The sequence below is a fragment of the Anabaena sp. FACHB-83 genome, from assembly GCF_014697485.1.
GTDB lineage: Bacteria > Cyanobacteriota > Cyanobacteriia > Cyanobacteriales > Nostocaceae > Nostoc_B.
This window is the reverse complement of the sequence record NZ_JACJRY010000001.1, coordinates 25,000-37,570: the sequence shown is the minus strand read 5'-3', so window position 1 is coordinate 37,570 and position 12,571 is coordinate 25,000. Positions and strand designations below refer to the sequence as shown.

At 39.2% G+C, this 12,571-nt stretch carries 14 protein-coding genes; 5 read left to right on the top strand and 9 right to left on the bottom strand.

Annotated elements, in window-relative coordinates:
• The first annotated feature begins 540 nt into the window (after positions 1 to 540).
• The 4 genes from dnaK (at position 541) to H6G79_RS00160 (ending at position 5,835) form a co-directional block, all read left to right on the top strand.
• On the top strand, positions 541 to 2,442 hold the full coding sequence (gene dnaK / locus H6G79_RS00175; protein WP_190587841.1) for a molecular chaperone DnaK: 1,902 nt from the start codon (positions 541 to 543) through the stop codon (positions 2,440 to 2,442).
• A 183-nt stretch (positions 2,443 to 2,625) separates the two neighbouring features.
• Positions 2,626 to 3,276 (top strand): acetoacetate decarboxylase family protein, encoded by a 651-nt coding sequence (locus H6G79_RS00170; RefSeq protein WP_190587840.1) that lies wholly within the window; start codon positions 2,626 to 2,628, stop codon positions 3,274 to 3,276.
• A gap of 306 nt (positions 3,277 to 3,582) precedes the next feature.
• Positions 3,583 to 4,740: an FIST signal transduction protein gene (locus H6G79_RS00165; RefSeq protein WP_190587839.1), complete on the top strand. Its 1,158-nt coding sequence runs from the start codon at positions 3,583 to 3,585 to the stop codon at positions 4,738 to 4,740.
• Between the two features lie 6 nt (positions 4,741 to 4,746).
• Positions 4,747 to 5,835, top strand: a complete 1,089-nt coding sequence (locus H6G79_RS00160; RefSeq protein WP_190587838.1) for a sensor histidine kinase — start codon at positions 4,747 to 4,749, stop codon at positions 5,833 to 5,835.
• Positions 5,836 to 5,993: 158 nt separating this feature from the next.
• Here the strand turns inward: H6G79_RS00160 and H6G79_RS00155 are convergent, their stop codons facing one another.
• The 8 genes from H6G79_RS00155 to H6G79_RS00120 all read right to left on the bottom strand — a co-directional run bounded on the left by H6G79_RS00155 (position 5,994) and on the right by H6G79_RS00120 (position 9,914).
• Positions 5,994 to 6,308: a type II toxin-antitoxin system RelE/ParE family toxin gene (locus H6G79_RS00155; RefSeq protein ID WP_190587837.1), complete on the bottom strand. Its 315-nt coding sequence runs from the start codon at positions 6,306 to 6,308 to the stop codon at positions 5,994 to 5,996.
• The gene (locus H6G79_RS00150; protein ID WP_190587836.1) at positions 6,305 to 6,664 is read right to left on the bottom strand and encodes a type II toxin-antitoxin system prevent-host-death family antitoxin; all 360 of its coding nucleotides are present in this window, start codon (positions 6,662 to 6,664) and stop codon (positions 6,305 to 6,307) included. The genes H6G79_RS00155 and H6G79_RS00150 overlap by 4 nt, the downstream gene beginning before the upstream one ends.
• 123 nt (positions 6,665 to 6,787) lie before the next feature.
• Positions 6,788 to 7,159, bottom strand: coding sequence for a hypothetical protein (locus tag H6G79_RS00145; protein WP_190587835.1), 372 nt, complete (start codon positions 7,157 to 7,159; stop codon positions 6,788 to 6,790).
• Complete coding sequence (locus H6G79_RS00140) at positions 7,152 to 8,153, bottom strand: LLM class flavin-dependent oxidoreductase (RefSeq protein ID WP_190587834.1); 1,002 nt, start codon at positions 8,151 to 8,153, stop codon at positions 7,152 to 7,154. Before H6G79_RS00140 ends, H6G79_RS00145 begins: the two co-directional genes overlap by 8 nt.
• A gap of 12 nt (positions 8,154 to 8,165) precedes the next feature.
• A complete protein-coding gene (locus H6G79_RS00135; RefSeq protein WP_190587833.1) occupies positions 8,166 to 8,528 on the bottom strand; it encodes a hypothetical protein in 363 nt (120 codons plus the stop codon).
• A 351-nt stretch (positions 8,529 to 8,879) separates the two neighbouring features.
• Entirely contained in the window at positions 8,880 to 9,191 is a 312-nt protein-coding gene (locus tag H6G79_RS00130; protein WP_190587832.1) for a hypothetical protein, read from the bottom strand.
• Between the two features lie 21 nt (positions 9,192 to 9,212).
• Positions 9,213 to 9,479 (bottom strand): hypothetical protein, encoded by a 267-nt coding sequence (locus tag H6G79_RS00125; protein ID WP_190587831.1) that lies wholly within the window; start codon positions 9,477 to 9,479, stop codon positions 9,213 to 9,215.
• Between the two features lie 30 nt (positions 9,480 to 9,509).
• Entirely contained in the window at positions 9,510 to 9,914 is a 405-nt protein-coding gene (locus H6G79_RS00120; RefSeq protein WP_190587830.1) for a hypothetical protein, read from the bottom strand.
• A gap of 1,140 nt (positions 9,915 to 11,054) precedes the next feature.
• On the opposite strand from H6G79_RS00120, the gene cysK reads away from it, so the two are divergent.
• Positions 11,055 to 11,999 (top strand): cysteine synthase A, encoded by a 945-nt coding sequence (gene cysK, locus H6G79_RS00115; RefSeq protein WP_190587829.1) that lies wholly within the window; start codon positions 11,055 to 11,057, stop codon positions 11,997 to 11,999.
• Positions 12,000 to 12,084: 85 nt separating this feature from the next.
• Here the strand turns inward: cysK and H6G79_RS00110 are convergent, their stop codons facing one another.
• Complete coding sequence (locus H6G79_RS00110) at positions 12,085 to 12,558, bottom strand: ArsC/Spx/MgsR family protein (protein WP_190587828.1); 474 nt, start codon at positions 12,556 to 12,558, stop codon at positions 12,085 to 12,087.
• Positions 12,559 to 12,571 lie beyond the last annotated feature (13 nt).

Below are 12,571 nucleotides of genomic sequence, written 5' to 3'. Positions count from 1 at the left end.
ACCAAATTTGTCTGTTTCAACTGGGTGTAAGGGTTTAAAGGGGTGAGCGTATAAGTTTTTTGAACACTTACACTCTTTTTCCAACCTTTGATTTTATTTTCTTAGGTAACTCCTATAAGTATCCGCATTTTGACTGAATTTATTAGCCCAGGAATCCTTTTATAGCTCACTAATTCTCTGTATCTCTGGAGTTAATGTTGTTTAAAGACGGCAAACACCACATGGTGATTACGGTTCACCCTAATTACTCAATGTATTAATTCTCATAAATTAGACGAAGTGAAAGCAAATTAATCCATGAACCAACTAGACAAAACTTTAAAATTAACCGTCCCAAAGCAGGTTCGGGAAACCACCCTTCATGGACTGGCTATACAAGCTCAGTATATATATCAGCAGAAATTGGGGCTATAACCCCAACACAATCGAGCTAAAGGTCATCAATGCTGAAGTAACTGCTTTCATAAAATCAGTTGGTTCAAGATTTAGTCCTTATATTCCCATTCATTCATTTGTAGTTATACGGAGCCAGCACCTAACATGGCAAAAGTAGTTGGAATTGACTTAGGAACAACTAACTCCTGCGTGGCAGTGATGGAAGGTGGTAAACCCACGGTTATTGCTAACGCAGAAGGTTTTCGCACAACACCATCAGTAGTAGCATTTGCGAAAAATGGCGACACCTTGGTAGGACAAATTGCCAAGCGCCAAGCGGTGATGAACCCCGAAAACACTTTTTACTCAGTTAAGCGGTTCATTGGTCGCCGCTTTGACGAAGTTACTAACGAAGCTACAGAAGTTTCTTATAAAGTGTTGAGCAGTGGCGGTAACGTCAAGCTAGACTCTCCCGGCGCTGGTAAACAATTCGCTCCCGAAGAAATTTCCGCGAAAGTTCTGCGTAAACTCGTTGAAGACGCAAGCAAATATCTGGGTGAAACTGTTACCCAAGCTGTAATCACTGTTCCTGCTTACTTCAACGACTCTCAACGCCAAGCTACCAAAGACGCTGGTAAAATCGCTGGTATTGAAGTACTGCGGATTATTAACGAACCTACCGCCGCTTCTTTGGCTTACGGCTTTGATAAGAAGAGCAACGAAACTATCCTGGTATTTGACTTGGGTGGTGGTACATTCGACGTATCCGTCCTAGAAGTCGGCGACGGTGTATTTGAAGTATTAGCAACCTCTGGTGATACTCACCTTGGTGGTGACGACTTCGATAAGAAAATTGTGGATTTCTTAGCAGAACAGTTCCGCAAAGACGAAGGTATTGACCTCCGCAAAGACAGACAAGCACTGCAACGTTTAACTGAAGCTGCTGAAAAAGCCAAAATTGAACTTTCCAGCGTGACTCAAGCGGAAATTAACTTACCGTTCATCACCGCTACCCAGGACGGGCCAAAGCACCTGGATACGACGCTGACTCGCGCTAAGTTTGAAGAACTTTGTGCTGACTTGATTGACCGTTGCCGTATTCCTGTAGAGAATGCGCTCCGCGATGCTAAGTTAAGCAAAAATGACATCGATGAAGTTGTCCTCGTTGGTGGTTCTACCCGTATCCCCGCAGTCCAAGAATTGGTAAAACGAGCTTTGGGTAAAGACCCTAACCAAAGCGTTAACCCTGATGAAGTGGTAGCTGTTGGTGCTGCGATTCAAGGAGGTGTATTGGGTGGTGAAGTTACAGGTATCTTGTTGTTAGACGTAACACCATTGTCCTTGGGTGTAGAAACCTTGGGTGGTGTAATGACCAAGATTATTCCCCGCAACACCACAATTCCTACCAAGAAATCAGAAGTATTCTCTACTGCTGTTGATGGTCAAACCAACGTAGAAATTCACGTCCTCCAAGGTGAACGGGAATTTGCTAACGACAACAAGAGTTTGGGAACTTTCCGCCTTGATGGTATTCCTCCCGCACCCCGTGGTGTACCTCAAATCGAAGTTGTATTCGATATTGACGCTAACGGTATCCTCAACGTTACCGCTAAGGACAAAGGTACTGGTAAAGAACAGTCCATCAGCATTACTGGTGCTTCTACCTTAGATAAGTCTGACGTTGACCGGATGGTGCGCGAAGCAGAACAAAACGCTTCTGCTGACAAAGACCGTCGTGAGAAAATTGACCGCAAGAACCAAGCTGACTCTTTAGCATACCAAGCTGAAAAGCAACTGCAAGAATTAGGTGATAAAGTTCCTGCTGCTGATAAAGCCAAGGTTGAAGGTTTGGTGAGAGACCTGCGGGAAGCTGTTGCGAAAGAAGATGATGAGCAAATCACCAAGCTGATGCCAGAATTGCAACAAGCACTGTTCGCAGTTGGTAGCAATATCTATCAACAAGCTGGTGGTGCTGCGCCTGGTGCTGAACCTCAAGATGGTGGTACTTCTAGTTCTTCCGGTGGTGGTGATGATGTAATTGATGCAGATTTCACTGAAAGCAAATAATTCTCCCAATATAGTAGGGAATTATGAGAAATTCCCTACTCGGTATTCCCATCCACGCATTCGCCTGGGTGGGGATTTTTTTATGTGACTCTACCAGGTGATAGGTTTCAAAACCTTGTTTCTATTTTTATACATCAGCAATTTCCAATCCAAAATCCAAAATCTCAAATCCAAAATTGTTATATGTCATATCCTGCAACGCCTTGGATACTTTTAGGGAAAGCGATCGCTTCTCTACATTTGGTAAATATTAATCAAGTACGCTCGCTGATTCCGGCTGAATTTCAAATTTTCTCTGTCTGGCCGGGTAAAACTCTTGGTTGTGTCTATTTATCCCAATATGGGCAAGGTTCAGTGCTGGAGTACAGTGAGTTAATTGTTGCTCCGGCTGTAGTGAGTTATCAAAATCAAATTGGTGCTTGGATTTCGCACATTTATGTAGATAATGCTGATTCTGTGGCTGGCGGTCGAGAAATTTGGGGACTACCAAAAGAGTTGGCAGATTTTATTTGGGAAGACGATCAGCGAGTGATGGTACGTCAGAGCGATCGCAATTTGTGTACTCTGAATTATACTCAGCAAAGTTTCGCTTGGCGACAACGGTTGACTGGTTCCTCCTTTAGTGTTCAGGGTGTTGATTTACTCAAATTTTTGGCGGAATGTGAAGCACTGTTGGGTTTAGTTAGCTCACAATTAGAAATCCCTGGGGAAAGTCATTTTGCGAGTATAAGTTTAGGTCAGCCTTTTTTAACTGCGCGTGCTGAACAGATGAAATTAAAAGTTGCTCATCCAGAAGTTGTCGGACAAAAAATAAGCGAAGTGATTTATCGGTAATCCCAAATCGATATGAAGCAGCTCATAATTCAATCAGGTTCAGTTAACGCTAGATTTATAAGAAATAAACGCAATAGGTTAATTAAATTCTTAACTTATCGACGTTTATCGGCGTGTATCGACGGTTAAATATTCTTACCTGAAGCGTGTTGGCAGGTCATTAGCCTGTGAAGGTGATCACTTAGCTTGTCGAAGTGCAAGCTTTGTTTGTATAACCACAGACTTCCAGTCTCAGGGGTTTATTAAATAAATCCATTTGGTTTGGGAATAATAAGTCCACGGTAGAAAATCCCAGACCAGATATATATGTTGAATGTAGTAGTTGGCCATAGTAATGACCCTGATTCTTTAGCTGCCATTACTGAAGTTATAGAACAATGTCAAGCTAATTTAAACGGAAAAATTCCGCAAGCTGGGATTGTATTTGTGGCAATTGATTTTGACTATGCACTCATATTGCAAACAATTGTCCAAACTTTTCCGGGAATTGAATTAATTGGTGGTACTAGTGATGCTGAAATTTCTTCATTATTACAATTCCAGCAAGATTCTTTAGCATTAATGCTCTTTTGTAGTGATGAAATTGAAATTCATGCTGGCCTAGGGAAGAACTTATCGCAAGACCCTATTTTAGCTGCTCAACAAGCTGTAGACCAGGCAAAATCCAAAATTAAAAACTTGGCTGTTTCTCAGTTTTGTTTGGCTTTTCCTGAAAGTTTAACAGTTGATGGCGTAGCGATTATTGAAGGATTAAAACTAGCTTTGGGCAAAAATATTCCAATTTTTGGCGGACTGACTGCTGATCAATGGCAATTTCAAAAAACCCATCAATTTTTCCAAACCGAAGTTCTCACTGATGCTGTACCTTTATTGATTTTCTCTGGTCAATTATTGTTTTCTCAAGGAGTTGCTAGTGGTTGGCATCCTATAGGTAAAAAGGGCAAAGTTACCAAGGTTGATAAAAATATTCTGTATGAAATTAATGGCAAACCCGCATTAGAGTTTTATCATCATTATTTAGGTGGTCTACCTCCTTCTGGGGAATATCCTTTAGCGGTATTTGAGTCAGAAAGCGAGGACTTTTATATGCGTGCGCCTAGTATTTATCATCCCGAAAATGGCAGTATTATTTTTCTGGGAGAAGTACCAGCAGATGCTTTTGTCCAAATAGCACAAGCTAGTCGTAATGATATTTTAGGTGCAGCTAAAACCTCAATCACCAATGCTTTAAATAATTATCCAGGGAAGCAGCCAGATGCAGCTTTGTTTTTTTCTTGTGCGGCTCGGCGACTATTACTAGGTACACGCGTAATTGAAGAATATCAACTAGCTCAAGAATTTTTGACAGCAGCCATTCCAGGTTGTGGTTTTTATACTCATGGTGAAATTTCGCCGTTAAATGATGGCGGTGAAACCAGACTACATCATGAAACTTTTGTCACTCTTTTAATAGGAAGGCATTAAATCATCATGCCATTAGAACATGAGCAAAGAATTAAGGAACTAGAAAAAGCTAACCGTATTCTCCAGAAAAAACTAGAGCGTTCTGAGTCTTTAAGAATTGCTTTAGAAGAAACTAATGAAAAGAAAGAGGCTTTATTTCTGAATGTAATTGATGAATTGCGGGAATCACAAAAAACTTTAGAACAGCAAAGCCGAGATTTGCAAGCAACTTTAAAAAAATTACGTGCTACGCAAAGCAAATTAGTAGAATCTGAAAAGATGTCGGCTTTAGGAATTTTAGTAGCTGGGATTGCCCATGAAATTAATAATCCTGTGAATTTTATTTACGGTAACATTAATTATGTAGCTCAATATGCTGATGATATTTTAGAACTGCTACAATTCTATCAAGAATCTTATCCAGAGCCAAATTTAAAAATAGCCAATAAAATCAAAAACATGGATTTAGACTTTATCAAGAAAGACTTTTTACAAGTTCTAAATTCTATGGAAATTGGCAGTCAGAGGATTATTGAAATTGTACGTTCTTTACGTAATTTTTCCCGCTTAGATGAAGCAGAAGTGAAAAGGGTTAATATCCATGAAGGTATTGATAGTACTTTAATGCTGCTGCAAAATCGCCTCAAATCCCGACCCAATTACCCAGAAATTACCGTTATTAAAGAATATGGCGATTTACCAAGGGTAGCTTGTTATGCAGGTAAGCTGAACCAAGCCTTGATTAATATTCTTAGTAATGCTATCGATGCTTTAGAACAGAAAATAGATTATCTCCTGCACAGTTATTGTCCCACAAATGGGATAAGTACACGACCAATATTAACTTTTAATCCTACAATTAAAATTACTACAGAATTAGTCGATAACTGGATTGCAATCCGCGTTAGTGACAATGGGATAGGAATTGATGAGAAAATCGCTGAACAAATATTTAACCCATTTTTTACTACTAAACCAGTGGGTAAAGGGACGGGTTTAGGACTTTCGATTAGCTATCAAATTATTGTTGAAACTCATCAAGGTCAAATAGATTGTAAGTCAATTCCAGGTCTGGGTACAGAATTGATTATTATGATTCCTCAACAACGATTGTAGTTTTTATCTCAACATACTATAGCATGATTATTTGAGATATGAATACGATATTCCAGAGAGACAAGGTAGACACGGAAGACAAGGGAGATAGATGTTGATAAATTATTTATGATTACTATAATCATAGCAAAAATTCTTTTCTGGGATAATCAATAACTTCAGATGTCTTCTGTATCTTCTATGTTTTGAAAAATGCTTTCTATATCCTGCGCTCCATGAAGAATACGAACAATTTCTATATCTTGTTCCATAGAACGATAAAAAATCAGGTAGTTTTCTACCGGAAAGCATCGCAAAGAAGCAGCTAAATCAAAGCGCGGCTTTCCTAGTTGCGGAAATTTAGCTAACTTCGGAAATTTCTCTCTGAGCTTATCAAAAAGTTTATCAGCCGCCTGTGGATTTTTTTCGGCAATGTAATTCCAAATATTTTCAATATCTTGTATTGCCTGTTGAGAAATCTTAAAGCGGCTCATAGTTTGCTGTTATCAGCTAACTTTTTTCTTCCTCGTGCAGCAATTTCTCCAAACAACGTAGAAATGGAGTCTTCATCATATTCTGTATATTCGCCATTCTCTAATTGCTCGATTCCAATAGCAATTTCGCGCTTTAAAGCTTCTAGCTTGAACTTTTTCAGTTCTGTTTCCATTTGTTCGAGTTGATCAATCATCTCCTGAAATGCTTGTGCTTCCTGCACTACAACCTCAGCTTTACCGTTTACTGTTAGCACCAGTGGTAATTTTGTGGCTTTTATACGTTCTACGTAGTCTTTAGCATTGCGCTTAAAGTCTGTAAGAGTGTGGATATTCTCAAGATTAATTTTATTGACCATAACATCAAATAAAGTGTTTTATAGATATTATATGAAATGCTCAAGCAAGGTCAAAGTTGATAAAAAATGTAAAAACCCAGTTTTTGCCAAGAAACTGGGTTTAGAGATGAGTAAATGATGATTCTACAACCAATCTCGATAAGCAGAGATTTCATTGACACTAATTTCTAACGGCCCACCTTTACCAAAGGGCGGATAGACTCTGATTTTGGCATTAGTTGTAAATCGTTCTAATCTATTACCTAATTGGGGAATATTGCTGACTATATGCCAGTAAGATACAATGTCAGGGCAGTCAATTACTAACATAATTTTTGCATTTTTATCAGTAAGATACCACTGACAGTTATTGAGTAAAGCTTGAGTAATGCGATCGCAACTATAATAAAAACATCTGCCAATCGATTGCTCTAGCTCTGAGTGCAGCATTCCATCCTCTTTTGTGACCTGAGTTGGTGGTAAGTCATCGGGTGGAAGCTGGTTTAATTTAGACATAATTGCGTACCTCTTGGTTGTAGCACTGCAAACTGTCGATGTTTTTTTGCATATCAAACGATGCGGGTTTGAGTGCTAATGTACCTAGATTCAATTCGTCCTGAAACTTTTTGATTTTGTCTCGACAAGTAATCGCATCACCAATGATTGAATTTTCAATCAAATAGTCTTCGTCAAAACAAATATTTGTCCGTTCAAATGGTTTATGTCCGGTGGAACTATTCTGCATTACTACTGCCGTATTAGCTTGCATTTTTTGGCTAAATTGGCGGATAAAAGGCATGGCTTCATTCACCGCAGCTTCGTTGGTTTTCCCCACAAAAAAGAACCGTGCTAAGACAAAATTATCTGCACCACTGGAATTAATATTGCGGTATTCGTTGACGGTTTTTTTCAATCTCTCTAGCGCAAAGGGTGGCCCTCCCATTAAGCTAAAGGAATTTTGTGCGGCAAATTCGATGCTGGAAGTATCACCACTGGCTATATATACCGGGATTTGCTGTTGCAAAGGTTTAGGATATACTGTGAGGCGATCGCATTGATAATACTGCCCATAAAATGAAACTTCTTTTTCATATAACAGCTTATGAATCAATGCCATAGCCTCTAACATTCTGGCGCGAGATTCTCCCATTGAAATCGCAAAATGTTTATTTTGCTGAGGAAAAGGCCCGCCTTTGGCAATTCCAAATAATAATCTGCCATTACACAAATTATCCAAAGTCGCAATATCTTCCGCTACCCGAATCGGGTTGTGAAATGGCAGTAAAACCGCCGCAGTACCTAAGCGAATTGTGGAAGTGACACCTGCTAAATGCGCCATCAACAACAGCATCGAAGAACTGATATTGACTTCACTGAAATGGTGTTCACTTACCCAGGCTTCGTCAAAGTTTAAGCTTTCTGCTTGTCTGACTAAAGCAACTTGCTCAAAAATCGCGCGGCGGTAATTTTGGTGATGATTTTCGTAATTGCAGAAAAGTCCAATTTTCATTGTTTGCTATTCTTAGGTTGCTACCATTTGCAACTCCAACCATAGGCGTGGATCGGTATCTTTGAGCGTCGATTTGGGGTCTCGAATCAAGCGTTTGGCATTCATACAAACTACTTGGACTAATCCCATATTATCGGCTATGTCTCTGAGAATTTTTTGCTGTTCTCTAATGTGGGGCAACATTTCTTCAGAGCAATAAATACCTATGTATTGCAAACGTCTAGGCGGTCTTCCCCAAAAACAGGTGATGACTTTCACATGACACCCGTCTAATAGTTCTCCAACCTTTGGATAATACTCGCTGACAATTCGTTTGAATTCTTGAGCGATGATATCTTCAGTAATCATTTTAGCTGATGTTTCTGTAGCTTTCATCACGCTATTTAATATAACACATATTTGTCAACTAAGCATGACATAAAGTGTAGTTTATATTGCATTTAGTGTTAAATAATATATAGAAAATATGGTAAATTAGTTTTATTTTTGAAAGTAAAATATGGTTAATTGATTTAAATCTAAAATCCCCGACTTCTTTAAGAAATCGGAGATATAGAAAATCAGAACTTTTGATATAGAAATACGGTTTGATTGCTGAATCTAGTTGTATACGCAGGGAGTAGGGAATGGGGAGTAGGGAGTAGGAAAGAAGCCTGATTTGGGTGTACTGATTTTTTTACCAAATCAAATATGAGTCCTAATAGATGTTTGAAGTAATCAAGTTGATTATCGAGATTTTCTCTCTGCTACTAATACTTCAGCAATTATTTCTGGTAAATCACAAAAGTCAGAAAATCCTTCTTTGCCACTGATGGGAGAAACAAAAGTATAGCTAGGGTCACATTCTCCTGTATCGTAAACTTGAATAAACCACCGATCAGGAAAACCTTCAACACCCAACTCGACAATATACCAACTCTCACCAACTAAACGAGATTTGATAATAGTAAACCACTCTCGATATTCGTCACGAATATTCCAGTCTGCTAAGAGAAACTCTAACGCTATATGTCCAGCATCAGTAGCCGTCAGTAGCATGATTACTCCTTGTTAGGCACTTCACTCAGATTTTGCAGCTTCGGAATTATTAAAATCAGGATATAACCCTAATTGTTTGGCAAGCTCACGAGCTACATGAAATAAAAATTTAGCGCCATCTTGATTACCATCATGAGCAAACATTGTGGCTACTTTTGCCATTGCTTCGATGAGGTGAGCATCAACAAGTTCTAAGTTTGCTTCTAAAACTGCTGGCTCTTGGCCATTAGGACATTGTAGTAATTGATCGATTAAATCAAAATATTGAGCTTGCCGTTCTTCAGTCATAATATTTTGTAATTGTGTAAGGTGAATTGATTATTGTTCAATACTTTGTCGCCAAAGTCTTTCTAACATTTCTACTTGTTCTTGAAATACGGCGGCGCGATGCGCTAGATACCTGTCGTATACAAGAATTCCTAACCCAATACATACAGGGGTTAGCAAGATAAACCATTGGAGAATAATGGCAAGTTTATAGATATAATCTGTTGTGATCGGTTGGTTCACGATGTAGCGATCGCAATTATTAATACCAGCCGTTACCGGGGGATACCAGGCTTGATTGACTTCGTTAATCTTATTAACTTCACAAGTTAAATTCTGTGCCTTAACTAACTCTCCATGCTTTTCCCAAACTACTCTCAGGACTACCATTGCTGGAGAAATTACGATTAATGTTACTAGGCAAACAGTAAGAACATTGAGAATTTTGACTTTCATCCTTGGGGTAGAGGCTAGGGGTTAGAGGTTATAGGCTAGAGGTGATAGGTGACAGGTTAGAGGTGACAGGTTAGAGGTTAGATAAGAGAGTTTTAGATAGTTGGTTGGTAAAATAAGAGGTTTTTAGATACCCGACTTCTCAAAGAAGTCAGGTATCTATTTTGTAGATTTAATAACTAGTGAATAATTACCTAATTTTTTTAATTTCTATTTTTATATAGTTGCTGAAGCTCTTGAAAATACTGAATTACTACTCAGCACTCAGCACTCAGCACTCAGAACTTTTTAACGCAGTCTTATCCGAAAATGTCTGGTTAAGAAGTCCCCCCTAGTTCACTAGCAAGCTAGGGAATTTCGGGGGGTAGAGGGGAATCTCTGCGTAAATCCTATATGTTTTATATCAGTTGCCTTTGGGGGTGGCTGTTTAGTTGGTGTGGATTAAGTTTATTAAATTGATTAAATTTGTACTCAAAACCTCAACCCCTTGCTGTATAAGCTTTATAAAAATTGTTAGGGGTATAGGGTCTAGTATTTTCGGGCAGAGGGGCTAGTGTTGATTGGTAGGGGTGCTGGAATTTCTGCACTCAGCTTTAAAGTAAGACTGGCTATAGATAAAAATGATTTTTTTAGATGATTTTTGATGAAGATTTTTTGTACTCAAGATGAAGATTTTAGGCTTCAAATAGCAGTTTTTGGACATAATTTCAATTAATTAATTATCAGATATCAAGGTTTAATGAATTAAAACCATCGCTGTATATAACTGACATTTTAGAGCCTTATATCTGGAAAATTAGATATTTAAGCAAACTGTTCAATACGTTGTTGATTTGATTGATAATGTATTGAAAAATATGAAATGAGTTTTTATATGTTTTCTAGACGCAAATCAACTAATTAAGTTCCTCCAAACAAGCTGATCTTTAGTGTTGAGCAATACTTAAATGCTGCTATTTTCAGTTAATGGTCATCAAAAATCCGAATTTAGATGTAAATTAACCAAAATTATTTATGTGTGTTACATATTTATGCTTTATTGAAAGTAAATAGTTTTGGCGATCGCTTAACCCAGGAATTACCGAAAAATGATAGTTATAAGTAAATAGGCTGTTTTAAAATTAAAAGTCTAGGAGTTAATTTATGCGAATTGCTAAAGATGTTACAGAACTAATCGGTAGAACTCCCTTAGTTCAACTAAATAAAATTCCCCAAGCTGAAGGTGCAGTGGCACGGATAGTTGCCAAACTCGAAGGAATGAACCCAGCCGCTTCTGTGAAAGACAGGATTGGCGTAAGTATGATTAATAACGCCGAAGAGGAAGGGTTAATTACACCAGGAAAAACCATTTTAGTTGAGCCTACCTCTGGGAATACAGGAATTGCCTTGGCAATGGTCGCCGCCGCCCGTGGTTACAGCTTAGTTTTAACTATGCCAGAAACCATGAGCCAAGAACGGCGCTCAATGCTGCGTGCTTATGGTGCAAAACTAGAGTTGACACCAGGCCCAGAAGGAATGCGGGGCGCAATTCGCAAAGCCGAGGAAATTGTAGCGAACACACCCAACGCATATATGCTGCAACAGTTCCGCAACCCCGCTAACCCCAAAATTCACCGCGAAACCACCGCCGAAGAAATTTGGGAAGATACAGACGGGGAAGTAGACATTGTGATTGCTGGGGTTGGGACTGGCGGAACAATTACCGGAATTGCCGAAGTATTGAAACAACGTAAACCGAGTTTCCAAGCGATCGCAGTTGAACCCAGCAACAGCCCTGTCCTCTCCGGTGGCGAAGCAGGCCCTCATAAAATACAAGGTATTGGCGCAGGCTTTGTCCCCGATGTCCTGCGCTTGGAATTGGTGGATGAAGTAATCCGAGTTAGCGATGACCAAGCCATGATGTACGGACGCAGGTTAGCTAAAGAAGAAGGCTTATTATCTGGGATTTCTTCAGGTGCGGCTTTATGTGCTGCATTACAAGTAGCAAAACGACCAGAAAATGCTGGTCGTTTGATTGTGATGATTCAACCTTCTTTTGGTGAACGTTACCTCAGCACAGCAATGTTTCAAGATTTGAGCCTTAGTTAAGAAGGCAAAAGTTAAAAGGAAAAAGTAAAAAGTAGAGGCAGAAGATAATTTCTTTTGCCTTTTACCTTTTTACTTTTTACTTAATTTAATGTTTACAATTACCATGACCGTGGCCGTGTTCATGGTGGTGATTACCACCGTGGGCGCAGCCTTGCAAATCCTTACTCATCAAGTCTTCACTCATAGCTTGGAAGGATTCATCAACAGGTTTTAAGCCAATCCAAGCGTCAAGTTTTTCGACCTCAAAACCAACTTCGCGGCGATCGCCTACTTGAATTAAAGGACGACGAATTAATAACGGGTCACGCAACATCTGTACCAAGGCGGTTTCCGCGTCGATATTGTCGGGAACAATCTCGCCTGATTTGACCTTGGGCGCAGCCCGATTAAACCATTCAGATACAGGGCGATTACCAAAAAATGACCGTAAACGCTCAATCGTCCAAGGTTCGGTTAATAAGTTGTATGAAATTACTTCATGACCAGCCGCAGTTAACAACACTTTTTGTCTAGTACCATTTTTACAGCCTGGTTTTTCATAAAAAATTACTCTTGCCATTGTGCTTGCTCCT